This is a genomic window from Cryobacterium sp. Y82, assembly GCF_002929495.1.
Classification (GTDB): Bacteria; Actinomycetota; Actinomycetes; order Actinomycetales; family Microbacteriaceae; genus Cryobacterium; species Cryobacterium serini.
This window is the reverse complement of sequence record NZ_PJJJ01000029.1, coordinates 148,301-174,740: the sequence shown is the minus strand read 5'-3', so window position 1 is coordinate 174,740 and position 26,440 is coordinate 148,301. Positions and strand designations below refer to the sequence as shown.

30 protein-coding genes, 2 tRNA genes, 1 pseudogene and 1 riboswitch are annotated in these 26,440 nt (G+C 64.7%); of the genes and pseudogenes, 17 read left to right on the top strand and 16 right to left on the bottom strand.

The genetic code is table 11. The features are described from left to right. Window positions 1-210: 210 nt before the first annotated feature. Complete coding sequence (locus tag CXY70_RS07020) at window positions 211-501, bottom strand: antibiotic biosynthesis monooxygenase (RefSeq protein ID WP_104191659.1); 291 nt, start codon at window positions 499-501, stop codon at window positions 211-213. Between the two features lie 195 nt (window positions 502-696). Between CXY70_RS07020 and CXY70_RS07015 the strand changes: the two genes are divergently transcribed. The 3 genes from CXY70_RS07015 to CXY70_RS07005 are packed head-to-tail and all read left to right on the top strand — an operon-like array spanning window position 697 to window position 1,894. Continuing rightward, a complete protein-coding gene (locus CXY70_RS07015) occupies window positions 697-1,035 on the top strand; it encodes a helix-turn-helix transcriptional regulator (RefSeq protein WP_104191658.1) in 339 nt (112 codons plus the stop codon). Between the two features lies 1 nt (window position 1,036). Further along, on the top strand, window positions 1,037-1,684 hold the full coding sequence (locus CXY70_RS07010) for a dihydrofolate reductase family protein (RefSeq protein WP_104191657.1): 648 nt from the start codon (window positions 1,037-1,039) through the stop codon (window positions 1,682-1,684). A 9-nt stretch (window positions 1,685-1,693) separates the two neighbouring features. Beyond that, window positions 1,694-1,894: a hypothetical protein gene (locus tag CXY70_RS07005; protein WP_233205794.1), complete on the top strand. Its 201-nt coding sequence runs from the start codon at window positions 1,694-1,696 to the stop codon at window positions 1,892-1,894. A 14-nt stretch (window positions 1,895-1,908) separates the two neighbouring features. On the opposite strand, the gene CXY70_RS17770 is transcribed toward CXY70_RS07005, so the two are convergent. Continuing rightward, a complete protein-coding gene (locus CXY70_RS17770; RefSeq protein WP_233205804.1) occupies window positions 1,909-2,247 on the bottom strand; it encodes a YciI family protein in 339 nt (112 codons plus the stop codon). A 145-nt stretch (window positions 2,248-2,392) separates the two neighbouring features. Between CXY70_RS17770 and CXY70_RS06995 the strand changes: the two genes are divergently transcribed. From CXY70_RS06995 to CXY70_RS06965, 7 genes and pseudogenes are all read left to right on the top strand, one after another. Beyond that, the gene (locus CXY70_RS06995; protein ID WP_104191655.1) at window positions 2,393-2,725 is read left to right on the top strand and encodes a YciI family protein; all 333 of its coding nucleotides are present in this window, start codon (window positions 2,393-2,395) and stop codon (window positions 2,723-2,725) included. Then, window positions 2,710-3,942, top strand: a complete 1,233-nt coding sequence (locus CXY70_RS06990; RefSeq protein WP_233205793.1) for an RNA polymerase sigma factor — start codon at window positions 2,710-2,712, stop codon at window positions 3,940-3,942. The genes CXY70_RS06995 and CXY70_RS06990 overlap by 16 nt, the downstream gene beginning before the upstream one ends. Further along, window positions 3,942-4,772 carry an alpha/beta fold hydrolase gene (locus CXY70_RS06985; protein WP_233205792.1) on the top strand — a complete coding sequence of 277 codons (831 nt, stop codon included), beginning with the start codon at window positions 3,942-3,944 and terminating at the stop codon, window positions 4,770-4,772. The genes CXY70_RS06990 and CXY70_RS06985 overlap by 1 nt, the downstream gene beginning before the upstream one ends. Window positions 4,773-4,938: 166 nt before the next feature. Next, on the top strand, window positions 4,939-5,103 hold the full coding sequence (locus tag CXY70_RS06980; RefSeq protein ID WP_233205791.1) for a hypothetical protein: 165 nt from the start codon (window positions 4,939-4,941) through the stop codon (window positions 5,101-5,103). Between the two features lie 194 nt (window positions 5,104-5,297). After that, a complete protein-coding gene (locus CXY70_RS06975; protein WP_104191652.1) occupies window positions 5,298-6,233 on the top strand; it encodes an arginase family protein in 936 nt (311 codons plus the stop codon). Between the two features lie 61 nt (window positions 6,234-6,294). Beyond that, window positions 6,295-6,423: pseudogene (locus CXY70_RS06970) on the top strand (transposase); the annotation flags it as partial. Window positions 6,424-6,785: 362 nt separating this feature from the next. Then, the gene (locus CXY70_RS06965; RefSeq protein ID WP_104191651.1) at window positions 6,786-7,241 is read left to right on the top strand and encodes an SRPBCC family protein; all 456 of its coding nucleotides are present in this window, start codon (window positions 6,786-6,788) and stop codon (window positions 7,239-7,241) included. Between the two features lie 135 nt (window positions 7,242-7,376). Here CXY70_RS06965 and CXY70_RS06960 read toward each other — a convergent pair. Both CXY70_RS06960 and CXY70_RS06955 read right to left on the bottom strand, forming a co-directional pair. Next, a tRNA-Arg gene (locus tag CXY70_RS06960) sits at window positions 7,377-7,452 on the bottom strand. Between the two features lie 70 nt (window positions 7,453-7,522). Further along, complete coding sequence (locus tag CXY70_RS06955) at window positions 7,523-8,653, bottom strand: 3-isopropylmalate dehydrogenase (protein WP_104191650.1); 1,131 nt, start codon at window positions 8,651-8,653, stop codon at window positions 7,523-7,525. 157 nt (window positions 8,654-8,810) lie between these two features. Between CXY70_RS06955 and CXY70_RS06950 the strand changes: the two genes are divergently transcribed. Together CXY70_RS06950 and CXY70_RS06945 are read left to right on the top strand one after the other, a co-directional pair. Continuing rightward, window positions 8,811-10,259, top strand: coding sequence for an aldehyde dehydrogenase family protein (locus CXY70_RS06950; protein ID WP_233205789.1), 1,449 nt, complete (start codon window positions 8,811-8,813; stop codon window positions 10,257-10,259). A gap of 20 nt (window positions 10,260-10,279) precedes the next feature. Next, complete coding sequence (locus CXY70_RS06945) at window positions 10,280-11,053, top strand: SDR family NAD(P)-dependent oxidoreductase (RefSeq protein WP_104191649.1); 774 nt, start codon at window positions 10,280-10,282, stop codon at window positions 11,051-11,053. Window positions 11,054-11,228: 175 nt separating this feature from the next. Here CXY70_RS06945 and CXY70_RS06940 read toward each other — a convergent pair whose 3' ends face one another. The 5 genes from CXY70_RS06940 to CXY70_RS06920 form a co-directional block, all read right to left on the bottom strand. After that, window positions 11,229-12,662, bottom strand: a complete 1,434-nt coding sequence (locus tag CXY70_RS06940; RefSeq protein ID WP_104191648.1) for an amidase — start codon at window positions 12,660-12,662, stop codon at window positions 11,229-11,231. A gap of 34 nt (window positions 12,663-12,696) precedes the next feature. Further along, a complete protein-coding gene (locus CXY70_RS06935; protein ID WP_104191647.1) occupies window positions 12,697-14,472 on the bottom strand; it encodes an ABC transporter ATP-binding protein in 1,776 nt (591 codons plus the stop codon). Continuing rightward, window positions 14,469-15,329, bottom strand: coding sequence for an ABC transporter permease (locus CXY70_RS06930; RefSeq protein ID WP_104191646.1), 861 nt, complete (start codon window positions 15,327-15,329; stop codon window positions 14,469-14,471). Before CXY70_RS06930 ends, CXY70_RS06935 begins: the two co-directional genes overlap by 4 nt. Continuing rightward, entirely contained in the window at window positions 15,326-16,273 is a 948-nt protein-coding gene (locus tag CXY70_RS06925; RefSeq protein ID WP_104191645.1) for an ABC transporter permease, read from the bottom strand. Before CXY70_RS06925 ends, CXY70_RS06930 begins: the two co-directional genes overlap by 4 nt. A gap of 99 nt (window positions 16,274-16,372) precedes the next feature. Continuing rightward, entirely contained in the window at window positions 16,373-17,836 is a 1,464-nt protein-coding gene (locus CXY70_RS06920; protein WP_233205788.1) for an ABC transporter substrate-binding protein, read from the bottom strand. A gap of 282 nt (window positions 17,837-18,118) precedes the next feature. Here CXY70_RS06920 and CXY70_RS06915 point away from each other — a divergent pair, with 282 nt between their 5' ends. After that, window positions 18,119-18,886, top strand: coding sequence for a FadR/GntR family transcriptional regulator (locus CXY70_RS06915; RefSeq protein ID WP_104191643.1), 768 nt, complete (start codon window positions 18,119-18,121; stop codon window positions 18,884-18,886). A 7-nt stretch (window positions 18,887-18,893) separates the two neighbouring features. On the opposite strand, the gene CXY70_RS06910 is transcribed toward CXY70_RS06915, so the two are convergent. After that, on the bottom strand, window positions 18,894-19,154 hold the full coding sequence (locus CXY70_RS06910; RefSeq protein ID WP_104191642.1) for a thioredoxin: 261 nt from the start codon (window positions 19,152-19,154) through the stop codon (window positions 18,894-18,896). An 81-nt stretch (window positions 19,155-19,235) separates the two neighbouring features. On the opposite strand from CXY70_RS06910, the gene orn reads away from it, so the two are divergent. The 4 genes from orn (at window position 19,236) to CXY70_RS06890 (ending at window position 21,772) form a co-directional block, all read left to right on the top strand. After that, the gene (orn, locus tag CXY70_RS06905; protein ID WP_104191641.1) at window positions 19,236-19,910 is read left to right on the top strand and encodes an oligoribonuclease; all 675 of its coding nucleotides are present in this window, start codon (window positions 19,236-19,238) and stop codon (window positions 19,908-19,910) included. A 44-nt stretch (window positions 19,911-19,954) separates the two neighbouring features. Then, window positions 19,955-20,030, top strand: a tRNA-His gene (locus CXY70_RS06900). A gap of 71 nt (window positions 20,031-20,101) precedes the next feature. Further along, window positions 20,102-20,452 carry a metallopeptidase family protein gene (locus tag CXY70_RS06895; RefSeq protein ID WP_104191640.1) on the top strand — a complete coding sequence of 117 codons (351 nt, stop codon included), beginning with the start codon at window positions 20,102-20,104 and terminating at the stop codon, window positions 20,450-20,452. Between the two features lie 24 nt (window positions 20,453-20,476). Next, window positions 20,477-21,772: a D-alanyl-D-alanine carboxypeptidase family protein gene (locus CXY70_RS06890; protein WP_104191639.1), complete on the top strand. Its 1,296-nt coding sequence runs from the start codon at window positions 20,477-20,479 to the stop codon at window positions 21,770-21,772. Here CXY70_RS06890 and CXY70_RS06885 read toward each other — a convergent pair whose 3' ends face one another. From CXY70_RS06885 to CXY70_RS06860, 6 genes are all read right to left on the bottom strand, one after another. Beyond that, window positions 21,773-22,036 carry a hypothetical protein gene (locus CXY70_RS06885; RefSeq protein ID WP_104191638.1) on the bottom strand — a complete coding sequence of 88 codons (264 nt, stop codon included), beginning with the start codon at window positions 22,034-22,036 and terminating at the stop codon, window positions 21,773-21,775. After that, window positions 22,033-22,644 (bottom strand): AAA family ATPase, encoded by a 612-nt coding sequence (locus CXY70_RS06880; protein WP_233205787.1) that lies wholly within the window; start codon window positions 22,642-22,644, stop codon window positions 22,033-22,035. Before CXY70_RS06880 ends, CXY70_RS06885 begins: the two co-directional genes overlap by 4 nt. Further along, complete coding sequence (locus CXY70_RS06875; RefSeq protein ID WP_104191637.1) at window positions 22,637-23,431, bottom strand: energy-coupling factor transporter transmembrane protein EcfT; 795 nt, start codon at window positions 23,429-23,431, stop codon at window positions 22,637-22,639. Before CXY70_RS06875 ends, CXY70_RS06880 begins: the two co-directional genes overlap by 8 nt. Further along, a complete protein-coding gene (locus tag CXY70_RS06870; RefSeq protein WP_104191636.1) occupies window positions 23,428-24,957 on the bottom strand; it encodes an ABC transporter ATP-binding protein in 1,530 nt (509 codons plus the stop codon). The genes CXY70_RS06875 and CXY70_RS06870 overlap by 4 nt, the downstream gene beginning before the upstream one ends. Window positions 24,958-24,960: 3 nt before the next feature. Continuing rightward, window positions 24,961-25,605: an ECF transporter S component gene (locus CXY70_RS06865; RefSeq protein WP_104191635.1), complete on the bottom strand. Its 645-nt coding sequence runs from the start codon at window positions 25,603-25,605 to the stop codon at window positions 24,961-24,963. A 32-nt stretch (window positions 25,606-25,637) separates the two neighbouring features. Further along, window positions 25,638-25,747: riboswitch (TPP riboswitch) on the bottom strand. A 348-nt stretch (window positions 25,748-26,095) separates the two neighbouring features. Then, on the bottom strand, window positions 26,096-26,425 hold the full coding sequence (locus CXY70_RS06860) for a hypothetical protein (RefSeq protein ID WP_104191634.1): 330 nt from the start codon (window positions 26,423-26,425) through the stop codon (window positions 26,096-26,098). Window positions 26,426-26,440 lie beyond the last annotated feature (15 nt).

The window sequence follows — 26,440 nt, the reverse complement described above, 5'->3', positions numbered from 1 at the left end:
TAGTCACGGCGCTGACGCGAGGAGTCACCATGGATCATACGAAAATGCCCACGCCGACGACACCACCGATCTTTATGGCTACATACTCTCGTTGACGGTCAACGACGAGACTGACAGCGCCGCAGAAGCGGCTATGAAATAGAGCGGAGGGCTCGCTATTTCATATCTCCTCCGGTCGGCTGCATAGGTAAGTCGCGATAGGGGTTCGATCTACGGGACGGTCTGGAAGTGCTCGACCAAGGGGAACGGTTCATAGAAATGGTGCAGTAGGGCGCGCCATTTCTGGTAGTGCACGGATTGCCTGAAGCCGATCGTGTGGTCGTCGAGTCGCTCCCACTCAACGAGCAAGAGGTATGTGCTCGGAGACTCGATCGAACCCGACAGCGTCAGGCTACTGCACCCGGGCATTGACGAGATGATGGCCCGCGCATCGGTAAAGGCGAGCTCGAACTCAACTTCACGACCGGGAATCACGGATAAAAGGGCATGTTCTGTTACCACCTAAGCAGTATCCCATTCAGCGTTCCCTATACAGGACGGCAGCAAGGGTCGACGTCGGTGTGGATGATTTGTGCAGGCGAGTACGAAAAATGACACTGATGCTAAACGATCAATTCCCGAGAAGCTTCACACGCGAGACACGTTTCTGGCGTGAGCCCGTTGACGAATCCCTGCCGTTCAAGAATAATCAGGCATGTGCCTAAGTATGATGACGAGCTCGATGCCGTGCTCCGCGCTCTCGCGGATCCGACGCGCCGGGCCGTCGTGGAACGGTTGGCGAAGTCCCCAGCAGTCGTGTCCGAACTCGCGGCACCGTTCTCGATGGCGTTGCCGTCGCTCATGCAGCACCTGTGCGTCCTCGACAACGCGGGACTGGTCACGTCACAGAAGCATGGGCGCGTCCGCACCGTGAGCCTGCGACCGGGCGCCCTCGACCTCCTACACCTGTGGCTCGGCGAGCAACGAACCCCCGCCGAACACCAAGCCGACCAGCTCGGCATCCACATGACCCATACCACCCCGAAGGAAACCTGACGTGACCCGCGTTCGCATCGACCTGTTCCTCTCGCTAGACGGCTACACTTCGACGACCGACCACGCCCCCGAAAATCCGATGGGTGAGGACTGGGGGCGCCTCACTGCGGCCTACGCCGCGACCCGTACTTTCCACGAGCGCGTCTTCGACGACACCAGCGGCAAGGGCACGACCGGCATCGACGACTCCTACGCCGCCGCGTTCTTCGAGGGCGTCGGCGCCGAGATCATTGGCGCGACCATGTTCGGCCTGCACTCGTTTCCCGACGATCCGGACTGGAAGGGCTGGTGGGGTGACCAGCCGCCGTTTGGCACCCCGGTCTACGTCCTCACCCACACTGCACCGCGTCCGTCGATCCCCATGGAGGGCGGAACAACGTTCCACTTCCGCAACGCAGCAATCGAGGACGTGCTCGCGGAGGCAACCGAGGCTGCCGGCGGCCTGGACGTGCGCGTCGGCGGTGGAGTCGGCACCGCGCGCGACTTCCTGCGCGCCGGCGTGGTCGACCACTTGCATCTCATGGTCGCCCCGATCCTCCTCGGCCGGGGCACTCGACTGTGGGACGACCTGCCCAGCCTCGACCTCACCCACAAGGTAACAACGGAAGTCGCCGAGAGTGGCACGATCCACGTGAACTTCGCACGATAGGACGTACTCATGACGATCGAACGCCGACTCGCCCGCGTCGGGTTCACCCTGACCCGCGGCTACCCGTTCCTCTCGAGCGCGTCTGGAACGCGTTCGCCGACGAGGACCAGAAGCGGGGCTGGTACGGCGCCGGCGACACCAGTGAGCCCGGTGAGTGGGCGTTCGACTTTCGCGTCGGCGGACGCGACGTCGACGATGACTTTCTACTGAACGATTTCAAGTCGCTACAGCGGCGGCAAAACGAAGGCGCGCACTTCGACCGCCGCGTAGCGGGCTTCAACGAAACGTGCAGCAATCTCGATCGCGCGATCTTCGCTTGCGACGTCGACGATGTAGTACCCGCCCACCCATTCGGTGGTTTCCGCGAATGGTCCATTGGTTACAGAAAGACCGCCGTTAGTGCGAACCACTTTCGCGCCTAGGACTGCCAGCTCGTGGGTGTCGATCAACTCGCCGGTGGTGGAGAGCTCGCCGATAACGGCGCCGTGGGCGGCTTCGAACTCAGCGAGGGCTTCACTTCGGATCGCAAGGTCGCTGGCTGCACTCGTGTGGATCAAAATCATGTACTTCAAGAGAAACTCCTTCAGTGATGTATTTCTTACTGCGACGTATAGCGAAAGACTATGAGGACACCGCGTTTTGACGCGGTGTCCTGAGATGCTCATCCCGTACGTCGAATTCACACAACGACATGCAAAGGACCAACTTATGGAATACATGCTCTTCATCTGCACAGACTCGACGGCGCGGACGACCGAACCACCTGTCCACACCATCGAAGAATGGGTCGCCGAAACCACTGATGGGGGCACCAGACGCCACGGCGACCGTCTGCGCCCGGCGAACGATGCGACCACGGTGAAACTGCGTGGCGGACGGCTCAGCGTCACTGCTGGGCCGTTCGCTGAAACGACGGAGTGGATCGCTGGATACGACGTGATCGAGTGCGGCGACCTCGACGCGGCGATTGAGATCGCGGCGAAGCATCCAATGGCCCAGTTCGGTCAGATCGAGATTAGGCCGATGTGGCCGATCGAGTAGCGGATGCTATCGCTCGTGCCTCTGCCGAGGAAACTGCGCGCATCATCTCCACTCTGATTCGGATGACCGGCGACTTCGCTCTTGCCGAGGATTGTGCACAGGATGCGTTTGTGAGGGCGCTTTCTGACTGGCGCAAAGGTGGCATTCCGGACAATCCTGGCGCGTGGCTGACCACGGTGGCCAAGAGGCGGGCGATCGACCTGATTCGGCATGCTGGCGCCGAAGACCGCGCGCTTCGGCGGGTTGCCGTCGGAGCAGACGACCCGGTCGAGCCCGATCCGGACAGTAATGCAGATATCGACGATCGTCTCCGCCTCATTTTCACCTGCTGCCACCCCGCACTTCCGATCGATGCCCGCGTTGCCCTGACGCTGCGAACGGTAGCGGGCCTCACTCCCGCGCAGATCGCGCGTGCCTTTCTCGTGACCGAACCGGCGATGGATAAAAGACTCGTGCGTGCCAGGGCAAAGATCAGGCACGCCGGTATCCCTTACCGTGTGCCACCGCCCGACCTCATGCCGGAACGGCGAGACGGTGTGCTGGCGGTGCTGTACTTGTTGTTCACCGAGGGGTACTCCGCTACTGGCGGGGGGGATCTCATCCGAGTTTCTCTTCTTCGTGAAGCAATCCGGCTCACCCGGCTGCTCGTTGAGCTGATGCCCGACGACGGTGAAGTTCGCGCGCTCCTTGCCCTGATGTTGCTGCATCACGCGCGTAGCGCAGCTCGCACCGACGCTGTCGGAGATGTCGTCACCCTCGAAGAGCAGGACAGATCGCTGTGGGACCGGGATGCCATCACCGAGGCCCTCACCATCCTCCAATCGTTGGTACCGCGAGCAGGTAGGTATGAACTGCAGGCCCGCATTGCCGCCTGCCACCTCGAGGCTTCGGATGCTGCAAGCACTAACTTCGCGCGCATCGCTGAACTGTACGATGCTCTCGCCTTCATCGATCCCTCACCAGTCGTGGAACTCAATCGCGCGGTCGCAGTAGCCATGTCCCAAGGACCAGAAGCCGGCCTACGCCTTATCGATGCGCTCGTAGCCTCTCGGGGCATGGAGGACTACTACCTACTCCCGGCGACACGCGCCGACCTGCTGCGCAGGATGGGTCGAGGGACCGAAGCCGCAACCGAATACGAGAAAGCACTTCAACTGGCCCCATCAGAGGCCGAGAAACGCTACCTGGGCAAACGCCTGGCAGAAATGAGATGCTGATGCACATCACCCTGACCGACGGGCGAACACTGCACGTTCACGACAGCACCAACGGAGTTCACGCTCCCCTAACCGTTGTCTGGCACCACGGCTCGCCACAAACCGGAGCAGCCCTCGAACCGCACCTGCGAGCCGCGGCGCTGCGCGGCATCCGCTGGATCTCATACGCACGACCTAGCTACGGAGACTCGTCAGCTCAACCCGGTCGCACCGTCACAAACGCCGCAGCCGACGTCGAGCAGCTCATCAATGCGATGGGCGTCGACCAGATCGCGGTCATGGGCGCTTCCGGGGGCGGGCCACACGCCCTCGCCTGCGCAGCGATTCTGGGTGACAGGGTGTGGGCTGTAGCAACGTTCGCGAGTCTCGCGCCCTTCACGACAGACTTCAACTGGTTCGCCGGAATGGCAGGCGGCGGGCTGTCCCTGCTTGCGGCGCAACACGGAAAGGATGCCCGCGTAATCTTCGAACGAACTTCCAACTTCGATGAAGACAGTTTCAATTCGCGAGACTACGCCGCGCTGAAATCGGAGTGGACATCACTCAACGCAGACGCAGGGGCTGCGACAGCAGCTGGCCCCGAGGGGCTGATCGCTGACGACCTTGCCTTCGTGAAACCATGGGGCGTTAATCTGTCAGGCGTCCGGATACCCGTACTCCTCGCACACGGTGGCGACGACCGCATCGTCCCCCCCTCCCACTCCCAGTGGCTCCTCGAGCACCTCCCCAACGCCGAACTCTGGACCCGGCCACGAGACGGCCATATCTCAATTCTGAACGCAAGCACTTTGGCCATGGACTGGTTGCGGCAACGGGCCGAAATGCACTGAGGTGCCCCCCTGCGCCCACCCGTACGCGCCCGGGACTGACTGGCGCATACGAGCTCGCCGATAAATTGGAACCATCACCACAGCCATTTCCTTGATCCCTGCGGTGGCCGTCATCGCCTCAGTAAGTGGCGTATCTTCCCTTGGATTCGCCGCTCCCCTACTGGTCGTGTCCGTGATGTATCTCTACGTTCCCATCCTCATCGCGTTGGCCATCGCGAATACCGGCCGACGATGGTGGCTCTGGCTGACCATCGCAATAGCAGTCATCGTCTTGCTCCTAGTCGCCCGCTTCGCAGTGGGCTCACTCGGTGTCTATTGGATTTCGTTTTGAGTCGCGGAGAGCCGTATGCCACGGGACGTGGTCGCTGGCGCGCACGTCGCCTGGGCGCTTGCGGACCTCTCGCGACAAATCACTCGTCCCGTAGTGGGTTCGGTTTACGGGCACTTCTGCTTCGGCAGACTTTCGTAGTGGTAAAGCGGTCGGGAATGGTCGACGCCATTCTGCGGACCTGACAGTCTGGATGCGTGATCACGCTACTGTCGGCACCGTCCAACCTAGGGCTTCGACCTCCCGAACCTGGAAGCGTGCCGGGCACATCTAAAGCGCCTGAGGCACTTCGAGAAGCGGGTCTGTTCCGTCGTTTGATAGTAGACGGCGCTGTCGACGGAGGAACTGTCCTCCCCGGTCGCTATGTCGATGACGACATCACTCGCGCCGCCGGCCACGTGCGAAACGAAGCTCAGTTAATCGACCACGCGCGTCGCCTCGCGCGCCGGATCGCTGGAGCCATCGCCGACGGCCGGGCGCCGCTGGTGATTGGAGGTGACTGCAGCCTTCTCGTGGCGGCTGGGCTCGCGCTCCAGAATAACGCGGGCCTCGTTCACATCGATGGGCACACAGACTTCCGTCATCCCGGGAACTCGGATCAGTGCGCCAGCGTCGCCGGAGAGGATCTGGCCGCGGCCGTTGGTCTGCACTGGCCGGCAGTCGCCAACATCGACGGACGCGGACCGTACTTCTCGCCCGCCAACACCGTTCACATTGGATGCCGCGAGGACGACCAACATGCCGACGAGGTCCGACGCTTCCTCGGCCTCGTTCTACCCGCCCACCGATCGATCAAGATCGGAATGACCGAGACGGCCAGAGCCGCTCGAACCACCATTGGGAGCGCCGGCTACTGGCTGCACCTCGATGTCGACGTGCTCGACCCCATCTTCATGCCGGCCGTTGACAGCCCTGATTCTGGCGGGCTCAACCCGAAACAACTCGTAGACCTCCTCAAGGCGCTCGCCCCCGGAGCGATCGGAGGCCAAGTCACAGTTTTCGATCCCGATCTTGATCCCGACGGACGCCACGCCACCCTCTTGGCCGAAATCATCGCAGTGGGCATGGCCGACCTGGGGCAGCAAGTGAAGCGACCAAAGCAACTCACAAAGGACACCACACGATGGCTCTAAACCAGTCTGCCTGCTCACCCTGCTGGGGGAGCTCAAACTCACCAACGTCACCGACCGCGTCGTGTTCCGCGACGCGACCTACTACAAAGCCCGCGTCGGGCACCGCATCGTGTCCCAAGCCATCGTCGTCGCGATCGGCGTAGCCGCCGACGGGCGCCGGGAAGTACTCGGGTCCGACGTTGGCGACTTCGCGGCGCTCTGGCGAATCAGCGGTCTCCTGCCAGATCGGCAGCTGGCGCAGTGTCGATCGATCAACGCTGATGTATCTACCGGCGCAATACTCACATCCGTGATCATCCCATGTCTCGTACCGCGGCACGACGAACCGGCTAGCTGTACCCAGCCTTCAGGTTGGCGCCGCTCGGTTAAACGAGGCCGTGCCGATGCCGGTCTCGAAACAGCACACGGTGACATGGTGGCGCCGCGGCCGCGCAAGCACCTCTACGTTCCCTAAGTTTTTTTCTTAACCGGGTTGACCTTGCACCAGCCTTCAGTACTGTCAAAGCGGTTACAAATACTCTCTATTCCTTTGCTTCGCACTAGGAGGTCATCATGCCCAACGTCATCGAGACTGTCGACGTCAACGTTCCCGTTACCGTCGCTTACAACCAGTGGACGAAATTCGCGGAGTTTCCGAAGTTCCTAAAGTTTGTTGAATCCATCACTCAGGTAACCGACACTCTCACCGAGTGGAAGGTAAAAGTGGGCGGCGTGGAGCGCACGTTCGAGGCGCAGATAACTGAGCAGCACCCCGACGAGCGTGTTGCCTGGAACAGTACCGGCGGCGAAGTCGACCATGCGGGAGTTGTCACGTTCCACAAGTTAGCCGAGAACGAGACGCGGGTGACAGTTCAACTAGATTGGGAGGCGACAGGGCTGCTCGAGAAGGCCGGAGCCGCTCTCGGCGCTGACAATCACGCGATCAAAAAAGACCTCGCAAACTTCAAAGAGTTCATCGAAGCCAAGGGAACCGACGACGGTGGATGGCGCGGAGACGTGCAGGCCTGACGCTACCGGCAAGCCAACTTTCAATTCGTGAAAATCAAGACGACGCGTATCGGAGTTCGGCCGCTCGCCGTACGTTGAGTGAATCAAGTCTTGCCCCTTCAGTAAGGACAAGAAACCCTGGTCAGACGATTTTTTTGGTGCCCCCGGTAGGAATCGAACCTACGACAATCGGATTAGAAGGCCGGTGCTCTATCCACTGAGCTACGGGGGCGGGACTATTCAAGGTTACAGGCCGCCGGCCGTGATTGGGTGCCGTCAGCACGTGCGGCAAGTTCATCTGGTCAGCGCAGCGCAGCAAGGTCGTCCATGACGGAGTGACCGGGGACGACGGGCACGGGCGCACCGCTCTGTACAAGCCTCGCGATCTCGCGGCCTAATTTCTCGGTCGAGAGCCCCATCGCGGGTCCGGCGGTCGCCGGCAACTGGGCCAGAATGTGCACGGCGGCCGCCTCAATGGCTCGGGCCGCGTCGATCTCGCCAAGGTGGGCGAGGCACATGGCGGTCGAGAGCACCGCCCCGATCGGGTTGGCCCAGCCCCGGCCAGCGATGTCGGGAGCTGAACCGTGGATGGCCTCGAACATGCTCGGGCCGGAGCCGTCTAGGTTCAGGTTCGCGCTCGCGGCGACACCCAGGCCGCCCTGAATAGCCGCGCCCAGGTCGGTGATGATGTCGCCGAACAGGTTGTCGGTCACGACCACGTTGAAGCGTTCCGGAGTCGTCGGCAGGTAGAAGCACAGGGCGTCGACGTGCACGTAATTTAGTGGAACGGTCGGGAAGCGCGCACTCACGTCGTCGACCGTCGACTGCCAGAGGGTGCCGGCTTCGACCAGGATGTTCTTCTTGTGGCACAGGGTCAGGGTTCCGCCGCGTCGGTCGGCGAGACGAAACGCGAATTCGACGACCCGCTCCACGCCCATGCGGGTATTAACCGATTCTTGCACGGCGACCGCGTGCGGCGTACCGGCATGCACCGTCGATCCCCGACCGACATAGGATCCCTCGGTGTTCTCCCGAACGATGACGATGTCGCAACGTTCCGGCGTGAGACCAGCGATGGGCGTGGTCACGCCCGGATACAACTTGACCGGTCGCAGGTTTACCGCCTGCTGAAAGCTGCGTCGCATCTCGAGAATGAAGCCTCGTTCCAGAATGCCCGGCGCGACGGCCGGGTCACCCATCGCACCGAACAGAATGGCGTCGTGGTCACGAAGCTGCGCCTGAAGGGCGGGCGTCCAGAGTTCGCCGGTGGCCAGGTAGTGCCGGGCCCCGGCCGAAATCTGGGTGAGTTCGGCCCGAAAACCAAATGCCGATTGCGCTGCGCCGAGCACCTCGAGTGAGGCATCGATGACCTCGGGGCCGATTCCGTCACCGCGGATCACGGCCAGCCGGTGGACTCTCGCTGTGCTCGTCATTGGCTCTCCCTCATGAATGGATGAGTGCCGCGACAGGTGATTGACCTGATCATCGCCACTCGATACTCTAGTTAGGTTACTGGTCAGACCAGTAGAAATGCCAGCATCTCTCGGTAGCGCTTCTCAACAGGAGTACCTCTAAACAGAAAGCAGTCCCGTGATTTCGTTCCCGATCCCCTACCCGGCCGGGCTCCCCATCGGCGAGAGCTGGCTGGACTGCTCCGAACAGCAGGAGATCGTGTTTCCCTTCGACGGCTCCCCTGTCGCGTCGGCCCCGGTCGGCACTGCGGCGCAGGCCGTGCTCGCGGTGGACGCGGCAGCTTCGGTACGCGCGGAACTGGGCGGGCTGAGTGCGGGCATCCGTCGTTCCCTGCTCATCGGCATTCACGACGCTCTCGCCGAGCGAAGCGGCGATTTCGAACAACTGCTCGTACTGGAGACCGGCAAGCCGCTCGTGGACTGCCGCACCGAGGTCGCCCGCGCCCTCACCACCTGGTCGGCGAGCGCCGAAGAGGTCGCCCACCTGCACGGTGAAACCGTTCCGCTCGACCTGCAGCCCAGCGGCGTGGGAATGATCGGCTACTGGACGCGGCGGCCGGCCGGAATCATCGTGGGCATCACCGGCTTCAACTACCCCTTTCTACTGGCCAGCCACAAGCTCGCTCCCGCTCTCGCTGCGGGTTGTCCGATCATCATCAAACCGGCCCCGAACACCCCTCTGACCACACTGTGGGTGGTCGACCTCATTCGCGGGGTGCTGTGCGACCATGGGGTGTCGACCTCTGCCGTCCAACTCGTCACGGGCGGAATCGCCGTCGGCGAAGCGCTGGTGCGCGATCCGCGGGTGGCTGTCGTCTCATTCACCGGGTCTGCCGCCGTCGGACATCAGATTGCCCGCGATGCCGCCCCGCGCAAGGTCGTGCTCGAGCTCGGCGCCAACACCGCGCTGATCGTGGCGTGCGACGCCGACGTGGAGAAGGCCGTCGACGCCGTGATTCGCGGCGGCTTCTATGCCAACGGCCAGGCCTGCATCTCGGTGCAGCGCGTTCTGGTGCACGATTCGATCGCCGACGAATTTGAACGGATGCTGCTCGCTCGCCTCCCCGAGGTGCTCGTCGGTGACCCCCGGGACGCCTGCACCCGCGTGGCGCCGGTCATCAACGAGGCTTCAACCGCGCGCATCCTGGCCTGGATCGCCGCAGCCCTTGCTAGCGGGGCCCGGGTGCTGGCCGGCGGCCACCGGATCGACTGCAGCATCGCCCCGACCGTGCTGACGGATGTTCCCTACGACGCCCTGGCCTGGTGCGAGGAGATCTTCGGACCGGTCGTCGTGCTGCAGCGCATCTCCGACCTGGATTCAGCCATCGAGCTGGTCAACCGCTCGCGCTACGGTCTGCAGGCCGCCATCTTCACCAGTTCGCTTCAACGCGCCTTTCGCGCCATCAACGAGCTGGACGTCGGCGGCGTCGTGGTCAACGAGATTCCCGGCTTTCGCTCCGACATCATGCCTTACGGCGGCGTCAAGGACTCCGGCACCGGCCGGGAAGGGCCGCGGTTCGCCATCGACGAGTTCACCGTGACCCGCATGGCCATGATCCGCCCGTGACTCATCCAGAAGGAAATACCGTGGACTACACCCAACTGTTCCAGTTCTCCGGTCGCCGCGTCCTTGTGATCGGGGCCGGCAGCGGCATCGGCCGGGAAAGCGCCCTGGCCCTGCACGCCCACGGCGCCACGGTCATCTGCGCCGACCGGGATGCCCCCAGCGCTGTGGCCACCGCGGCGCAGCTCGGTGCCGGGGCCAGCTCGCTGCAGCTCGACGTTCTCGACCAGGACGCCGTGCGTGCCGTTGCCCGGGACCTGACCGACCTGGCCGCGCTTGTCTTCACGGCCGCCACCAATGTGCGCAAGCGCATCGCGGACTACACGCTCGACGAGTTTGATCGCGTCGTGAATCTTAATCTTCGCGCCGCCTTCGTACTCATCCAGGCCTTCGCGCCGAACATGGCGGCCAACGGCGGCGGCAGCATCATCGGCTTCGCGTCGATTCGGGCGGTCACGGTCGAGCCCGGCCAAGGGGTCTACGCCGCGACCAAGGCCGGGCTGGTGCAGCTGTTGCGCACGGCCGCCGCCGAATACGGGCCGGCTGCGGTGCGGGTGAACGCGATCTCCCCCGGTGTTGTCGAAACCCCGTTGACGGCCCAGATCAAGAACGATCCCGAATGGTACAACGCCTATGCCGCCAAGAGCGCGCTCGGCCGTTGGTCGGCACCGAGCGAGCTCGCCGGTGCCGTGGTCTACCTCGCCTCGGACGCGTCCCGGTTCGTTACCGGGTCGGTGCTCACCGTGGACGGCGGCTGGACGGCCATCGACGGCCGGTTCGACCCGCCGAACGCCTAACCACCTCCCGCTCAGATACAACATCGTGATCAGCTTCTACGACGGGTCTGTTATCGGCCGGCGCGAGTTCATTTACCTCCTTGAACACGAGACAGACGCCTGACTTCTGACCAGCGAGAGATTTTCGTCGAAACGGACGCCAGCGCGCGGGTCAACCGGCCGGCGTATGCGTCGGTCAGTGGACCGGCTTGTGCACGGTGTGCAAGGGCCAGACCGGCTCGGCCGCTGCGGGCCGCGCCCGCTCATACCAGTGGGTGGACCGCAGTACCACGAGGTCCTCGAACCGGCGACCGGCGATGTGCAGCCCGATTGGACGTCCGTCGGCGGTGAACCCGCAGTTCACCGAGCTGGCCGGCTGCTCCGAGAAGTTGTACGGCGCGGTGAACGCGATGTGATCGAGCGAAGTGGCCGCGTCGTTGGTCGGCATCGGCCATTCCGCCGGAAACGCGGCGACCGGCGACACCGGCGACAGCACCACATCGTACGGGGCGGTCGCCGCGACGGTCGTCGCACGCAGGTCCTGGATACTCTGATAGCAGCGCAGCACCTCGGTACCCGATACCCCTGACCCGGCCAGCACCCAGTCCCGGATGAAATCCAGCACCATCGCCTGCCGCGCCGGTTCGAGCACCTCATAGTCGGCGAGGGACCGCACCCGCAGGAACAGGTCCAGGTCGGCGAGGTACTTCTCGGTCATCGGCGGGGCGATCTCCTCGACGATCGCACCGGCCGCAGCAAAGAGTTCCACCGCCCGCAGAACGGATGCCGCCACCTCCGGGTCAGTCGCGAGGCCCGCCCCGCCCGCGAGGTGAAAGCCTACTTTCAATCCAGCCACGCCCGATTCGCCGCAGTGCACGTCGGTCCAATCCAGGTTCTGCTCGCCGAGACTGGTGTAGTCGCGCGAGTCTGGCCGGGTGAGCACTCCCAGGAACAGGGCCGCGTCATCCACTGTTCTAGTGAGTGGTCCGGCGACCCGGCCCATGTAGGGCGGGTCGACGGCGACGCGCCCGAAGCTCGGCTTCAACGTAACGAGACCCAGCCAGGTGGCCGGCAGGCGCAGGGAGCCGCCGATGTCGGAGCCCACGTGCAGCGGCCCGATTCCGGCGGCGGCAGCCGCGCCCGCGCCGGCGCTCGACCCGCCCACCGTCCAGGCCGGGTTCCACGGGCTGCGGGTGATTCCGTGCAGACTCGACACCCCGGAGGACAACATGCCGTAGTCGGGCATCACCGTGACACCGAAGATGACACCGCCGGCCTCCCGGATGCGCGCGGCGCTCGGCCCGTCGATGGTCGCCACCGGTGCATCGAACTTGGCGGCGGTGCCAGACGGCTGACTGAAGCCGCGCACGGCGACGTTCTCCTTGATGCTCGTCGGCACGCCGTCGATCGTTCCAAGCGGAGTTCCGGCCGCCCAGCGGCGTTCACTCGCGGCGGCCTCGGCGAGCGCCCCGACCTGATCGAGACCCCAGAAGCAGTTCAGCTCGGGCTGCAGACGCTCGGCCCGCTCGAGCACCGCGGCCGTCACCTCGACCGGTGAGAGGTCGCCGCTGCGGTAGCGTGCGACGAGTTCGGTCGCCGGCAGGCTTTCGATGGGGGCGGTCTCGGTCATGGTGCCTCTTCCACTGGGTCAGGTGATGCGGATTTTAGGAGGTGATGCGTCGGGCGAGCTCGTCCATCGACGGCGTCGCAGTGACCAGTTGCTGCGTGTACGGGTGCAGGGGGCGGTCGTAAACGCTGGCGGTGGGCCCGCACTCAACGATGCGTCCGTCGGAGATAACGGCGACGGTGTCGCAGAGGTGACGGATAACGCCGAGGTCGTGGGAGACGAACACGAGGGTGAGCCGGTATTCGTCGACCAGATCGGCGAGCAGGTTGAGCACCTGGGCCCGCACCGACACGTCGAGGGCGCTGACCGCTTCGTCTGCCACGAGCACGCGCGGCCGCGTGATGAGCGCTCGTGCAATGGAGATGCGCTGGCGTTGGCCACCGGAGAACTGGTGCGGATGCCGGTGCATCACGTCGGCGTCGAGCCCGACCGCGGCGAGCTGGGCTTCGACTCGGACCAGGGCCTCGGCACGGCTGACCTGGCGCAGGGGTTCGGCGACGATGTCGCGCACTCTCATGCGCGGATCCAGCGACCCCATCGGGTCTTGGAAGACGATCTGCACCTCGCTGCGAAACTCACGCAGTTGCCGTTCCGAGGCACCATCGACGGACTGCCCGAGCACGTCGACCGTGCCGGACGTCGGCTGGTCGAGGGCGCAGAGGATGCGCATGAGAGTGGATTTACCGGAGCCGGACTCGCCCACGATGCCAAACCGCTGACCCTCAGCCACGTCGAACGACACCTCCCGCAGTCCGTGCACGACCGGGGCCGGGGTGAACAGTCCGCCGCCGCGCCGCCGATACTGACGGCTGAGGCCGCGCACCGAAATGGCGGGGGCCCCGGTGGCCTCGTTGAAGATGATCGGTGGGCCGTCGGGTTCGAGGCACTGGTGGGCGGCGCGGTGCGGCGGCGCCGTCAGCGCTGCTGTGGCATCCGCTTGAATCGGGCGCGGCGAGGACGGTGCCGCGCCCGGGGTGCTGACGACGGGCATCGACATGGTGTGCAAGCGGCCACGGTCGTCGACCGAGGAGAGATCGGAGGCCGCGATGAGTTTCTGGGTATACGGATGCTGCGGCGCGGTCAACACGCGACCAACCGGTCCGTCTTCGACGATGTCGCCCTGGTACATGACGAGCACCCGCTGGCACACCTCGGCCACCACCGCGATGTCGTGCGTGATCAGCAGCAGTGCGGTGCCGCGGTCGGTGACCAGGTTGCCGATGAGTTTGAGCACCTCAGCCTGCACCGTGACGTCGAGAGCCGTGGTCGGTTCGTCGCAGAGCAGCAGCTGCGGGTCATTGGCCATGGCCATCGCAAGCATGACGCGCTGGCGTTGCCCGCCGGAGAGCTGGTGCGGAAATGCCAGGGCCGCCTCAGCGGGGTTCGGCAGTTTCACCTGGGCCAGCAGTTCGACGGCACGTTGCCGAGCCTGCCGCCGACCGCGCTCGGTGTGGTGCACGGTCATGATTTCGGCCACCTGCGCTCCGACCCGCATGAGCGGGTTCAGGGCGGTCATTGGCTCCTGGAACACCATCGCCATGGTGTTGCCGCGCAACGAGTTCAGGCGGCGTTCGCCGGCGCTCAGCAGGTCGGCGTCGACGCCGTTGAGGCGGATCGTGCCGGTGGCCGTCAGGGTTTCCGGCAGCAACCCCATAACGGATGTCGCGGTGAGCGACTTCCCCGACCCGGACTCTCCGATCAGGCCGACGCGTTCGCCGGCGGCGATGTCGAAGCTGATGCCGTGCAGCAGTTCGGTGAAGGGCGAACCGACCCGCAGGTCGGTCACGCTGAGCGTGGGTGTGCTGTCGGTCATCGTTTCACCTGCATCTTGGGGTCGAAGCGATCACGGAGGCCGTCACCGAGCAGGTTGAAGCCGAGCACAGCCACGGCGATGGCGATTCCCGGCCAGACGATGAGCAGCGGCTCGATGAACAGGTACCCCTGCGCGTCCTGCAGCATGCGCCCCCAGGATGGCGTGGGTGGCGGTGTGCCAAGCCCCAGGTAGGAGAGGGCGGCCTCGGCGAGAACCGCGATGCCGAACGAGACTGACGCCTGCACGATGAGCATGCCGCTGATATTGGGAAGCACGTGCCGCAGGCCGATAAAGAGACCGCTCTTGCCCGACGCGCGAGCCGCCTGCACGTATTCGCGGCTCATGATCTGCATGGTGCCACTGCGGGCGATGAGGGCGAACGCGGGCGCCGTGCCGATACCGAGCGCGACCATGGCCGTAACCGTGCCCGCGCCGAAGATGGCACCGAAGATGATCGCGAGCAGCAGGGCGGGAAAGGCGAGGGAGATGTCATTGCCGCGCATCATGAACTGGTCCAGCCGGCCCGGATTCATGCCGGCCACGATGCCGAACGGCACGCCGAGAACCGCGGCGATCCCGACCGCGACGGTGCCAACGAGCAGTGAGATCTGGGCACCGCGCAGGATGGAACTGAACACATCACGCCCAAAACTATCGGTGCCGAGCAGATGTTTTGCGCCGGGCGGCAGAAGGATGGAATCCGAGAACACACCTTCGGGGTCGAACGGTGTCCAGAACACGGACACGACGGCCGCCAACAGCACGAGGCCGATGAGCACGAGGCCGGCCCAGAGCGTGGTACCGCCGCCGTGACCGGCCGGGCGGCGGGCCCGGGTCTCGTATTTGATCGCGGTCATGCGGCGCTCCGGAGTCGGGGGTCGATCAGTGTGAAGGCGACGTCGACCAGAAAGTTCAGGGCCAGCACGAATACGACGAGCACGAGCACGATGCCCTGCACGGCCGGAAGGTCACGCAGGGCCACCTTGTCCAGCAGCAGGCTGCCGAGGCCGGGAATGCTGAAGACCCGCTCGATCACGACGGCGCCGACCAACAGGGTGGCGATCTGCAGGCCCAGCACGGTCATCACCGGCACGGCGGCGTTGCGCAGTCCATGCCGGAACAGAGCCCGCCCGGCGCCGAGGCCCTTGGCCCGCGCGGTGCGGATGAAGTCTTCCCGCATCACTTCCAACACCGAGGAGCGCACATACCGGCTGAGCACGGCGCCCTGCACGCTGCCAAGCGCGATCGCGGGCAGGATGAGGTGCAGGGTGAATTCTCCGAAGTTTTCGCCCGGGTCGACCCAGCCGCCCGCCGGAAGCCAGCGGAGCGTCACGGCGAAGACCGTGACGAGCAGCATCCCGGCCAGAAATCCGGGCACGGCCACGCCGATCTGGCTGATGCCAGACAGGATGGCGCCGTCGAGCTTTCGCTGCCTGACCGCGGTCAGGATTCCGAACGGAATCGCGAACAGCAGCGCCAGCACGACGCTGGTGAGCACGAGGATCACCGTGATGCCGAGAGAATCCGTTATTTCGGGGCCGATCGCCTGGCGGCTCACGGTGGAGGTACCGAAATCACCGATGAGCACATGCCCGAACCAGTCCAGGTAGCGCACGATCGCGGGGCGGTCGAGCCCCATAGCCGTGGCCTGCGCCGCGACATCCGCTTCGGTGGCCTGCACGCCCAGGGCGATGCGGGCGGCGTTACCGGGCAGAATGGACAGCATTAGGAACGTTACGACCGAGGCCACGACCACCGTGGTGGCGAAGACGCCGAGGCGACGCAGAACCACAAAGACCATAACGCGACTATCCTCTGACTGATTCACGGTGGGGCGACGCTCAGACAGCGCCGCGCCTACCGCTCGAACAACAACCGTACGCGTACCGACCTGACCTGCCTATCGCGCGATCGTCGACAGGTCCAGTGCGAGACTCGGGGTATTCTTCGGCACCCCGAGCAGGTCCGCATCGGCGAGGGAGATCGCCGGCTGCAGGTAAAGCCAGTCGGCGGCGGCTTCCTCGGCCATGGTCGTCGTGGCCTCCTTCATTAGTTCGATGTAGGTGGTCGCGTCGGCGGCATCCGCTTCGGCGAATTTGGCCATCACCGAGGGCGAGTCGTAACCCGCGTAATAGGTTGGGGCGGCGAAGGCGTTCACGTCGCGCGGCTCGCTGTGCATGATGAGCGACATGTCGTAGTCGTGGCTGGAGAAAACGTCGTCGAGCCAGACTGCCGGGAATTCGAGCGCCGTCACGTCGGCGGTGATGCCCACCTTGGCGAGCTGATCCTTGACCACCTGGGCGCCGGCCACGGCGTAGGGAAGGTTGGGAATCTTGAAAGCGACGGTCAGATCACTGACTCCGGCCTCGGCCAGGAGCTCGGTGGCCCGGTCGGGGTCGTACGGGTAGAGATCGGCCAGGCTCTCGTCATACCAGGGGTCGGTCGGCGGCACCATGGAACCGATGAGCAGACCATAGCCGCTGTTCGCGGTGTCCATGACCGCCTGTCGGTCGACGGCGTACATGACGGCCTGCCGCACTCGAACGTCGCTGAAAGCATCGCTGGCATTGTTCATCGACAGCGTGACCTCACCGGTACTGGCGCCTTCGAGCACCTGGAAGTCGGTGTTGGACTTGAACTGGTCGACCAACTGGAACTGGGAAATGCCCGAAATGAGGTTGATATCGCCGCTGAGCAGCGCGTTGGTCTGCGCGGTCGCGTCGGTGAAATAACGCAGTGTCACGTCGGTCATGTACGGGACCTCGCCCCAATATTCAGCGTTGGCGGCGAGCACGAGGCTGTCACCGGTTTTGAACGAGCTGACCGTGTATGGCCCGGTACCGACCGGAGCGGTGGCGAGGTCGGCCAGGGCGGATTCGGTGAACATGGTGCCGACCGGACCGCTCATGTTGAACAGCCAACTGTTGCTCGGCTTCGACAGGGTGATGCGCGCCTCGGTATCACTGACGGCCTCGATGCTGGCGATCGGGTCGAGGTACGCGGGTCCGTTGGCGGTCCAGTTGTCCTTGACACGTTCGAGGCTGAACTTGACGCTCTCCGCGGTGAACGGCGAACCGTCGGAGAAGGTCACGCCGTCGTGCAGCAAAAAATCATAGACCAGCCCGTCGTCGCTGGTTGTCCACGACTTGGCGAGCAGGGGAATGATGGTTCCGTCGTTGTTAAGTTTCACCAACCCCTCGTAAACGTTGTAGAGGAGGGCCTGCGGAATGGCCGCGCCGGCGGTCGTGGTGTAGTCGAGGTTGCCCGGAGTGGCCAGGAGGCCAACGGTCAACGACGTGTCCGGCTCCCCCTCGGCGGTCGTCGACCCGCTGGAACAACCGACCAGCGCCAGGGAAGCAACCATAACCGTAGCAATGCTGGCGAACCTGCTTCGCCGGGTGTGTGCCGTCATACGAACGTGCCCCTCTGCTTGGGCTGGCCCCGCGAAGGTCGGCCAGAAATACTGGGAGAAATACCGTGGAAACGTGCTGTGCTTACCGGTAAACCACATGGTCAGACCAGTACACTCTGTATTAAAGTCAGCTTTACATGCAGAGCTTAGATCGTCAAGATCGACCCCGACATTGACGCGCTGCTATCGGCGCCGCTTCTTTTTGATCTGGGTCGCAACCTCAAGGGAGTGCAGATGACCCACAAAGCCGCATTTACCGCCGTCAAGACTGTCAAGGCCTACGAGCGCGTCGTCGAGCAGATCGAGACCGCGATCAGCAAACGGGAACTCCGCCCCGGCGATCGTCTGCCGAGCGAGCGTGAGCTGATGCTGACTTTCGAGGTGAGCCGATCGACCATTCGTGAGGCCCTGCGTGTGCTCGAGAGCACCGGGCTCGTGCGCTCGCGCCCTGGCGACCCGCGCGGGCCCGAAGTGCTGCAGGCCTCGCCCACTATCCTGACGAAAACCGTCAATCGCCTGGTGCGCCTGGAAACCATCGCACTCTCGGAGCTCGTGGAGTTTCGCATCATGCTAGAGGGCACTGCCTGCACCCTGGCCGCCCAGCGCCGCACCGAGGTGCAGCTGAACGAGATATGTTCGGCCATCGACGCGATGCAGGCGGAAGTGGCCAACGGACCGGTCGCGTTCAGCCGAGCGGATGTCGCCTTCCACGTGAGCGTGTGGGCGGCCAGCCAGAATCTGCTCCTGCAGATCTGCGGGGAGGCCACCCGCGGTGCCCTCATCGACATGGTCACCGACGAACTCGATCGCTCACCCGACTCCCAGGCCAGGATGGAACTCTCGCTGGCCCACGATCGTGAGATTCTGGCTGCGATCTCGTCGGGAGACGGAGCGACCGCCGGTCGACTGGCCAGGTCATTCGTCATCGAATACTACGGCAACATCATTTCGCCGGAGAGTCGGGCAGCGCTCGGCAACGTCACGCACGAAGCCCCGGTGTAGAGCCCACTCAGAGCGCTTTGGCTGCGGCGACGAGAACCTGCGCGAGAGTGGGGACTCCGGCCGCGCGAAAGACCTCGATGCCGGCGCTGTTGGTGATGATGACCGTGGGAGTGTTACGAATGAGCAGCGCCTCGGCTTGCTCGGGAGCGCCGGCGACATCGATTTCACGCATGGTCGCACCGGGCACCAGTCGTTCTGCTTCGGCGAGCACCGCCCGAGTCTGCATGCACGGTTCGCAGAATGACGACGAATACAGTGTGAATTCCATCAGGGCCTCGCAGGTCGTGCGTTGAGTTCGGTGGCGTTCCAGTTTACAGGCCGTGTCAGAGGCCACCGGTAGACTCGGGGCATGACGAACAGCACGACTGGTGAAGCACCCACGACCGCCCCCGCAAACTCCCCGACGTCGAAGAGTCCCGACCGATTGGTCTGGATCGACTGCGAAATGACCGGGCTCGACCTGGACCGCGACGAGCTCGTCGAGATCGCCGTCGTGATCACCGACTACGACCTCAATGTGCTCGACCCAGGCCTCGATATCATCATCAAACCCAACGACTCCGCCCTCGAAAACATGGGCGACTTCGTGCGAAACATGCACACCTCCTCCGGCCTCATTACCGAGATCCCGAACGGCGTCAGCGCCGCCGAAGCCGAGTTCATGGTTCTCGAATACGTGCTGAAATTCATCCCGGCCGAGCAGAAAGCCCCGCTTGCCGGCAACTCCATCGGCACCGACCGCTCCTTCCTCACCCGATACATGCCGCGCCTCGACAACCAGCTGCACTACCGCAACGTCGACGTGTCATCGATCAAAGAACTGGCCCGACGCTGGTACCCGCGGGTGTACTTCAACGCCCCCGCCAAGGACGGCGGACACCGCGCCCTGGCCGACATCCTCGAATCGATTCGCGAGCTCGCCTACTACCGCCAGACGGTATTCGTGGCCGACCCCGGTCCAACCAGCGACGAGGCCAAGTCGCACGCGGCCGATGTTGTGCACTTATTCGCCTCCGAGGTGTAATAGGATTGCCGAGTTGCCCCGCATTGTAAATGTGGGAACGCATGGTGGGTATAGCTCAGTTGGCAGAGCGCCTGGTTGTGGTCCAGGAGGTCGCGGGTTCAATCCCCGTTACTCACCCCAATGAAACACCGCGAGTTTGGCCTCCGACTATCGCAGTGTTGGTGAAAGCAGGCCGCGATGTTTGAAGCCGCATGTTAGAACTCGACGCGTCCGAATTCGAGCGTCTTGTGGTCGATGAGCTTGATCTGCTGCCCGACGATATGGTCGACGGACTGGACAACGTAATCTTCGTGGTCGAAGATCGTCCCGAAGATGGCACCCTGGACATTCTGGGCCTGTATGACGGAGTCGCGCTCACTGAGCGCGGTCAGTACGGCTTTGGCGAGATGCCAGATCGCATTGTGCTGTACCGGGAACCGTTGCTGGCTATTTGCGAAACCCTTGACGACCTGCACGATGAAATTCACATCACCCTGGTTCATGAAATCGCGCATTTCTTTGGGCTAGATGACGACAGGCTGCACGAACTCGGCTGGGGCTAGCCTCCAGCGGTCTACCCTTGGGTCATGCGTTCCTTCCGTCCCGGCCGTTTCGTGGGCATATTGGTCGGAACGGTGGTCATCCTCGGCCTCGGCGTTTACGGCCCCGCCACTTTGCTGGGCCCTCTTCCGAGCGTTACTGCGACCACCGTCATCCCTGCCTCGACAGCCACAGCGCCCACTCCCCCAGTTCTGTCCGCCAACGGCGCAAGCGCCATCGCCGTGCTCGCGGCGACGACCAGTGCCGCGTCCGGCACGACCTCCACCAGCACGGATTCCACCAGCACGGCGGTCCCCGAGCCCATCGCGGTTGCTGGAACGGCCGAGGCGCTTCCAATGGCATCCATTGCCAAAGTCGTGACCGCCCTGGTCGTTCTTGACGAGAAACCGATTGTGGCGGGCGAGAGCGGCCCGGTAGTGACGCTCACGGCGGCCGACTTTCAGAGCTATCTCGACTACGACAAGGCCGGTGCCCGCTCGGTCACTGTGTTCGCTGACGAACAGTGGACCGAGCTCGAGATGCTGCAGGGATTGCTGCTCGGATCGAGCAACAACCACGCCGATAGTGTGGCCCGCTGGGCGTTCGGGTCGGTCGACGCCTACGTGGTCGCCGCCAACGCCTGGCTGGGGCGCAACGGGCTCACCGGTACCGCCGTCGTCGACGCGACCGGGCTGCACGATGCCAGCGCCGGCACCGCTACCGATCTGGCCCGCCTGGCCGGCCTCGCCGCAAGCGACCCGATCGTGTCGGCAATGCTGGAGAGTCCCGCATCCGCTTTAGCGAACCGCCGCGGTGTGCAGAATACCACGTCATATCTGCCCGAGGAAGGAATTACGGGCATTTCACGCAGCTACACGGATGCGGGCGGGGTCTGTTTTCTGTTCACCGCCGAGATCAGTGACGGCGCCTCGAGCTTCACGTTCTCGGGTGCCTACATTGGCGAACCGTCCTACGATGCCCTCACCGCGGATCTGACCGCGCTCATGGCGAGCGCGCGGGCTGGAGTTGGCCCGTTACCTGTCCTGGCCGCCGGTGACGCATACGCGACGTTTGAATCCGCGTGGGGAGATGACGCCTCGGCAGTGGTCGGCGTCTCTCGCACGCGCTATGCCTGGCAGGCCGCGAGCCCGGAGGCCGCGACGGTCACGCTCGAGGACTTCGCCACTGCCCGCACCGGCGCGAACATCGGCCAGGTGCGGCTCACCGTCGCCGGGGAGAAGCTCTCGGCCGCCTTGAAACTCGACCAGGCCATCAACGACCCTGGACCGGGCTGGCGGCTGCTCCATCCGGTCGCGATGATCTCGGCATTCCTCGACCAGTAACTAAATCGGATCGACCTCGGCGTCGACCGGATCGCTTTCGCCCTCGTCGAAGGCGTAGCGCACGCGGAGTTGCCCGCTCACGTCGCGTTGGTCGACCTCGTCGTACCAGAACACCGATTCCAGTCCGGCGACGGCGGCCACCATACTGATGCGTGCCGCGTGCTTGCCGCGCACGAGGGCTCGGGAATCGATCTGCCCCTCGAGCGGGCCATCAATGAACTCGGCGACATACAGGGTTGGGCTTGCGCTGTCAGTATCACTCATGGCAGCCAATCTAGTCCCCTACGGTTCGAGCTGCCCGCCCGTAACCGAACGGTCGCGCGAGGTTCCGGCGTCTCTTCTTCGAGATAGGTGGCCCACTCCTGCTGCCACTGGTCCCAGTGGGTGCGAAACGCTTCTCCGTCGCGATCGAGCGCACGCTGTTTGCGTAGAGCGTCGTCGGCCGCGAGCCAGACCCGCACGTGGCTGAGCGGTTCATGCGCGGCCGCGAGCGTTCCGCAACCCTCCACGATCAGGGGGCGGGCCGAGTCAAGCGGATTCCACTCCGCCGCCTGATTCGTATTCCAGTCGTAGCGCTGCCATGCCGCCGGCAGGCCCCAGTGCCGTGGCTGCAGAACATGGCGGCGCAGATGGCAGACGGCCGCATCGAGACCATCCCAGCCGGGATAAATGTCGTCCATGCGCACCAATTGCGGGCGATGCGGGCCAGTCCAATGTTTTCTGAGCGCGTCGGCGAGGGTGCTCTTGCCCGCACCGCTAGGACCGTCGATGAGCACCACGGGGTTCGGACCGGCAGCGGCCACGGCCTGCAGTATCGGTGCCAGCAAGACCATGTCGTCGTGAGGAACCAGCCCTCCGTCGGTGTCACGCAAGAATGAAACTCCAGGTCTCGGCCCACACCGCGACGCCGATAGCGATACCGGCAATGGCGAATCCAATGCCGACCAGGACCGCGTCAGCCGCTCGGACCCGCGACGGCCTGGCCCAGGTGCGGGGCTCGTCGCTGCCGAATCCGCGCGCCTCCATGGCCGTAGCGAGTTTGCTGCCCCGACGCACCGAAATGACGAGCAGAGAAAAGGCCGGGCCGAAGAACCGGCGAGCGGCGCCGCGCGGTCCGCCGCCATCGCCGACCCCGCGGGCCCGACGGGCAAGCGTGAGCGAGTGCCAGTCTTCGATGAACATGCCCACGAGTCGCAGACCAGCCAGACCACCAAGTACAAACCTCGCGGGCAGCCGCAGCACCTGGGCGAGGCCATCGGCGAGGTCCGTCGGATCCGTCGTGGCGAGCAGCACGATACCGGGCAGACCGATGGCGAGCACCCGCAGCCCGATGGCCAGGCCGAGCTGGGCTGAGCCTTCGGTCACCGAGATGAATCCGAACTGCCGCAGCAGCGCGCCGGAGTCTTCGCCATAGAGCACTGTCGTGATCGCAGCCATCGGGGCCGCAATCCAGACCGGTGCGGTTCGCAGCCAAAATTGTCGGGCGCTCAGGCCGCACCAGAGCAGAAGTCCGGCCTCGAGCAGCAGGGCGACTCCAGCCGAGACCCAGTCGATCGAGAGCAGCAGCGCACAGCTCACGATCAGGGCCACGGCGAGCTTGGCGACCGGGTTGAGTCGGGCGACAACGCTCGGGCGGATCGTCGGGGTCAGCAAGCTCATGGCGCCCCTGCCCCGAGGCGGATCGGGTCTGGCATACCGAACCGGTATTCCTCGTCGGCCAGGGCGCTGACAAACTGAGCGTCGTGGGTGACCGCGACGAGCGCGATGCCCTCATCGAGCAGGTCGGCCAGCAGGGCCACGAGTTCCTGCCAGGTACGGGAATCCTGCCCGAAGGTCGGCTCGTCGAGCACGAGCAGGCGGGGACGGGTCGCAAGAACGGTGGCGACGGACATCCGCCTCTTCTCGCCGCCCGACAGGGTGAACGGGTTGGCGTCGGCAAGATGATCGAGTCGTAGCCGGTGCATCAGCTCGTCGACGCGGCTGGTCTGTTCGGCCTGGCCGAGGCCAAGGGCGTGCGGGCCGATCAGCAGATCGTCCCGCACCGTCGCGGCCAGGAATTGATGTTCCGGGTCTTGAAAAACGGTTCCAATGCGGGTCAGCAGCTGCTGGGAACGCCAGCGGTGCGGCTCGGGCACGATACCGGCCGCAAACGTGTCACTCGCGTGCAGGGTTCCCCCGGCCGGCTTCAGCAATCCGGCCAGCGTAAGGGCGAGAGTGGATTTTCCCGCGCCGTTGGGGCCGGTCACAACGGTGGCGGTGCCTGCCCGCAGGTTGAGGGTGATGCCAGCGGCGACAATGGAGGCCGCGCGCCGGCCAAACGGAACGCGACCGACCGCGAGTCCCTCCGCCCGAAGCAGGGTCTCTGCCGCGGCGATCGGAGAGCGCGTCGGAAATCGGGGGGGCAGCGCCGGCACCCAGACGCCGGCCTGCGCCAACCGTTGCCCGTGCCTCGACAAGATTTCGCGGGTGGGACCGTCGGCCAGAACACCGCCGGCCGGGTCGAGCACGATGACGCGATCGACGACGTCCTGCCAGACTTCGACCCGGTGCTCGATGACCACCAGGGTGGCCCCGGATCGATCGAGCGAACGCACAACGGCGTCGCGCACCTCGATGACACCATCGGGGTCGAGGTTCGCGGTCGGTTCGTCGAGCAGCAACAGCCCCGGCCGCATGGCGAGCACGCCGGCCAGAGCCAGCCGCTGCTTCTGCCCGCCGCTCAGACTCGAGGTGGGGTGGTCGAGGGGCAGGTTCAGGCCGACTTCAGTGAGAGCCTGCCGCACCCGCGGCCAGATCTCGGCGCGCGGAACGGCGAGGTTCTCGCACCCGAACGCAATATCATCTCCGACCCTGGCCAGCACGACCTGAGAGTCCGGATCCTGCAGCACGAGTCCGACGCGGCCGCGCGCCTCGGCCGCGCGGCGGCCGTCGATCAGCAGGCTGCCGGTCTCGTCACCATCTTCAGCATCGCCGAGCACCCCGGCCAGCGCGTGCACCAGCGTACTCTTGCCGGCACCGCTGGCACCGAGCAGCAAAACCCGCTCGCCGGGCTCGACCTGCAGGTCAAGCCCGGACACCGCCTGATTGTGGCGCCCGGCGTGGCGCCAGCCCCAGTCACTGGCTTGAATCTGCACGGCCCGAATCTGCGCATCGTGACCGGCGGGAAACGGCGGGGTGTCTAACATCCGTCAGCTGATCGCGGCGGAGTGTGCTCGCGATCCTTCCCGACCGGCAGCAAAGCGGCTCAGCGCACCCGTACGGGCCAGGCCGCGCACGGCCAGCCAGGACAGCAGGCCGGCGAGCACCGTGCCCGACACGACAGCGGATACGAAATAAACGGCTTTGTAGCCAAAATCCAGTGCTGCATAGCTCGTGAAGGTCGTGTCGAGAAACCCTACGGCCACACCGGCGCCCGCGCCGGCGAGCAGGGCCACGCCCAGCCGCCAGTTGGTATACAGGAACAGCGCGAGAATGATTTCGGCGCCCAGGCCTTCCACGACGCCCCAGATGAGTGTGGAGAATCCCCACTGGGTGCCGATCAGCATTGATACGACAGCGGCGACGACCTCGGTGTACACGGCCGCGCCGGGCTTGCGGATGATGAGGCCGCCGAGCACTCCGGCGAACAGCCAGCCACCGGCCAGGAGACCTTCGAGGCCGGGCGTGAACGCAAGGATGGCGCTGAGCGGGGACCAGGCGAGGCCCCAGGCCCAGAAGATGACGCCGCTCGCGACGCCGATGACGCTCGCGACGACGATGTCGACCACGCGCCAGCGAAAGTTGCGTGGCTTCTTCGTCGTGACCGGTCGTGTGGTTGTGGTTGTAGCGTGCACTGTTCGTGCCCTTTCCGTAGGTGAATACAGGGCACGGGATCGAGAAGCCTCCCTGCGCTGGCATGATCCAGATCAGGTTCGACGGTCGAAGCTTGGTCAGCTTCCTCTCAGCCCGGTGTACCGGACTCCCGTGATCGTTTTCAATTCTAGCGCCCCGCCTAGACTTGCGGCATGGGAATCACGACATGAGCATCGGCATCCTGCTCGTGTTGGCCGCGCTATATCTCCTGCTGATGCGTCGGTTTGTGATGCGGCGTCGGCGCATCACCCAGGGGCTACCGGTGAACGGCCCGTGGCATTTTCCGACCTGGCTGCGCCTTCGGATGCCACGGTGGGCCCGCCGTCGTTTCGCGCGGCGGCCGCGCCGGCCCCGCCGCATCCGTTCTGCTCGTCGCCCCCGCCGCGCTCGCCCGGGCCCACCTTCGGACCACGGGAGCAGTTTATAGACTGGGCCTCCGGACGGGCCCCGGGCCCCGTCCGGAGAGCGGGGCTACTTCTTCAGGGCTCGGATCACTCGGGCCAGGGCTCGGCCGGCGACCAAAAGGAACGGCACACCGACTGCGAGCAGGGCGATGACGTTCGGCTCGAACCGAGCGGTGCTGCCCGCCTTGACATAGGCGCCGATCGGCAGCGACACCCCACCACCACCACCACCGGATCCGGCAGCACCGCCTTCACCGGCATCACCGCCACCGAAACCGTAGTAGCTGAGCGCCACTGGTACGAGGGTGACGCCATCAATTTGCACGGGATCACCGTAAGCCGATTTCACACCGGCGGAACGGAAGGTGTCTGCGAGTTTTTCCGGGAGGCTGGTCATTCCAACAGGGTAGCC

What these genes read in the sequence shown, in the direction of transcription:
- CXY70_RS06915 (WP_104191643.1), top strand. Translation starts at nt 18,119, where the DNA reads ATGACCCACAAAGCCGCATTTACCGCCGTCAAGACTGTCAAGGCCTAC.
- CXY70_RS06875 (WP_104191637.1), bottom strand. Translation starts at nt 23,431, where the DNA reads ATGAGCTTGCTGACCCCGACGATCCGCCCGAGCGTTGTCGCCCGACTC.
- CXY70_RS06885 (WP_104191638.1), bottom strand. Translation starts at nt 22,036, where the DNA reads ATGAGTGATACTGACAGCGCAAGCCCAACCCTGTATGTCGCCGAGTTC.
- CXY70_RS06895 (WP_104191640.1), top strand. Translation starts at nt 20,102, where the DNA reads ATGTTAGAACTCGACGCGTCCGAATTCGAGCGTCTTGTGGTCGATGAG.
- CXY70_RS06935 (WP_104191647.1), bottom strand. Translation starts at nt 14,472, where the DNA reads ATGACCGACAGCACACCCACGCTCAGCGTGACCGACCTGCGGGTCGGT.
- orn (WP_104191641.1), top strand. Translation starts at nt 19,236, where the DNA reads ATGACGAACAGCACGACTGGTGAAGCACCCACGACCGCCCCCGCAAAC.
- CXY70_RS06940 (WP_104191648.1), bottom strand. Translation starts at nt 12,662, where the DNA reads ATGACCGAGACCGCCCCCATCGAAAGCCTGCCGGCGACCGAACTCGTC.
- CXY70_RS06920 (WP_233205788.1), bottom strand. Translation starts at nt 17,836, where the DNA reads ATGGTTGCTTCCCTGGCGCTGGTCGGTTGTTCCAGCGGGTCGACGACC.
- CXY70_RS06985 (WP_233205792.1), top strand. Translation starts at nt 3,942, where the DNA reads ATGCACATCACCCTGACCGACGGGCGAACACTGCACGTTCACGACAGC.
- CXY70_RS06910 (WP_104191642.1), bottom strand. Translation starts at nt 19,154, where the DNA reads ATGGAATTCACACTGTATTCGTCGTCATTCTGCGAACCGTGCATGCAG.
- CXY70_RS06870 (WP_104191636.1), bottom strand. Translation starts at nt 24,957, where the DNA reads ATGTTAGACACCCCGCCGTTTCCCGCCGGTCACGATGCGCAGATTCGG.
- CXY70_RS06995 (WP_104191655.1), top strand. Translation starts at nt 2,393, where the DNA reads ATGGAATACATGCTCTTCATCTGCACAGACTCGACGGCGCGGACGACC.
- CXY70_RS17770 (WP_233205804.1), bottom strand. Translation starts at nt 2,247, where the DNA reads ATGATTTTGATCCACACGAGTGCAGCCAGCGACCTTGCGATCCGAAGT.
- CXY70_RS06930 (WP_104191646.1), bottom strand. Translation starts at nt 15,329, where the DNA reads ATGACCGCGATCAAATACGAGACCCGGGCCCGCCGCCCGGCCGGTCAC.
- CXY70_RS06890 (WP_104191639.1), top strand. Translation starts at nt 20,477, where the DNA reads ATGCGTTCCTTCCGTCCCGGCCGTTTCGTGGGCATATTGGTCGGAACG.
- CXY70_RS06965 (WP_104191651.1), top strand. Translation starts at nt 6,786, where the DNA reads ATGCCCAACGTCATCGAGACTGTCGACGTCAACGTTCCCGTTACCGTC.
- CXY70_RS07005 (WP_233205794.1), top strand. Translation starts at nt 1,694, where the DNA reads ATGACGATCGAACGCCGACTCGCCCGCGTCGGGTTCACCCTGACCCGC.
- CXY70_RS06860 (WP_104191634.1), bottom strand. Translation starts at nt 26,425, where the DNA reads ATGACCAGCCTCCCGGAAAAACTCGCAGACACCTTCCGTTCCGCCGGT.
- CXY70_RS06955 (WP_104191650.1), bottom strand. Translation starts at nt 8,653, where the DNA reads ATGACGAGCACAGCGAGAGTCCACCGGCTGGCCGTGATCCGCGGTGAC.
- CXY70_RS06925 (WP_104191645.1), bottom strand. Translation starts at nt 16,273, where the DNA reads ATGGTCTTTGTGGTTCTGCGTCGCCTCGGCGTCTTCGCCACCACGGTG.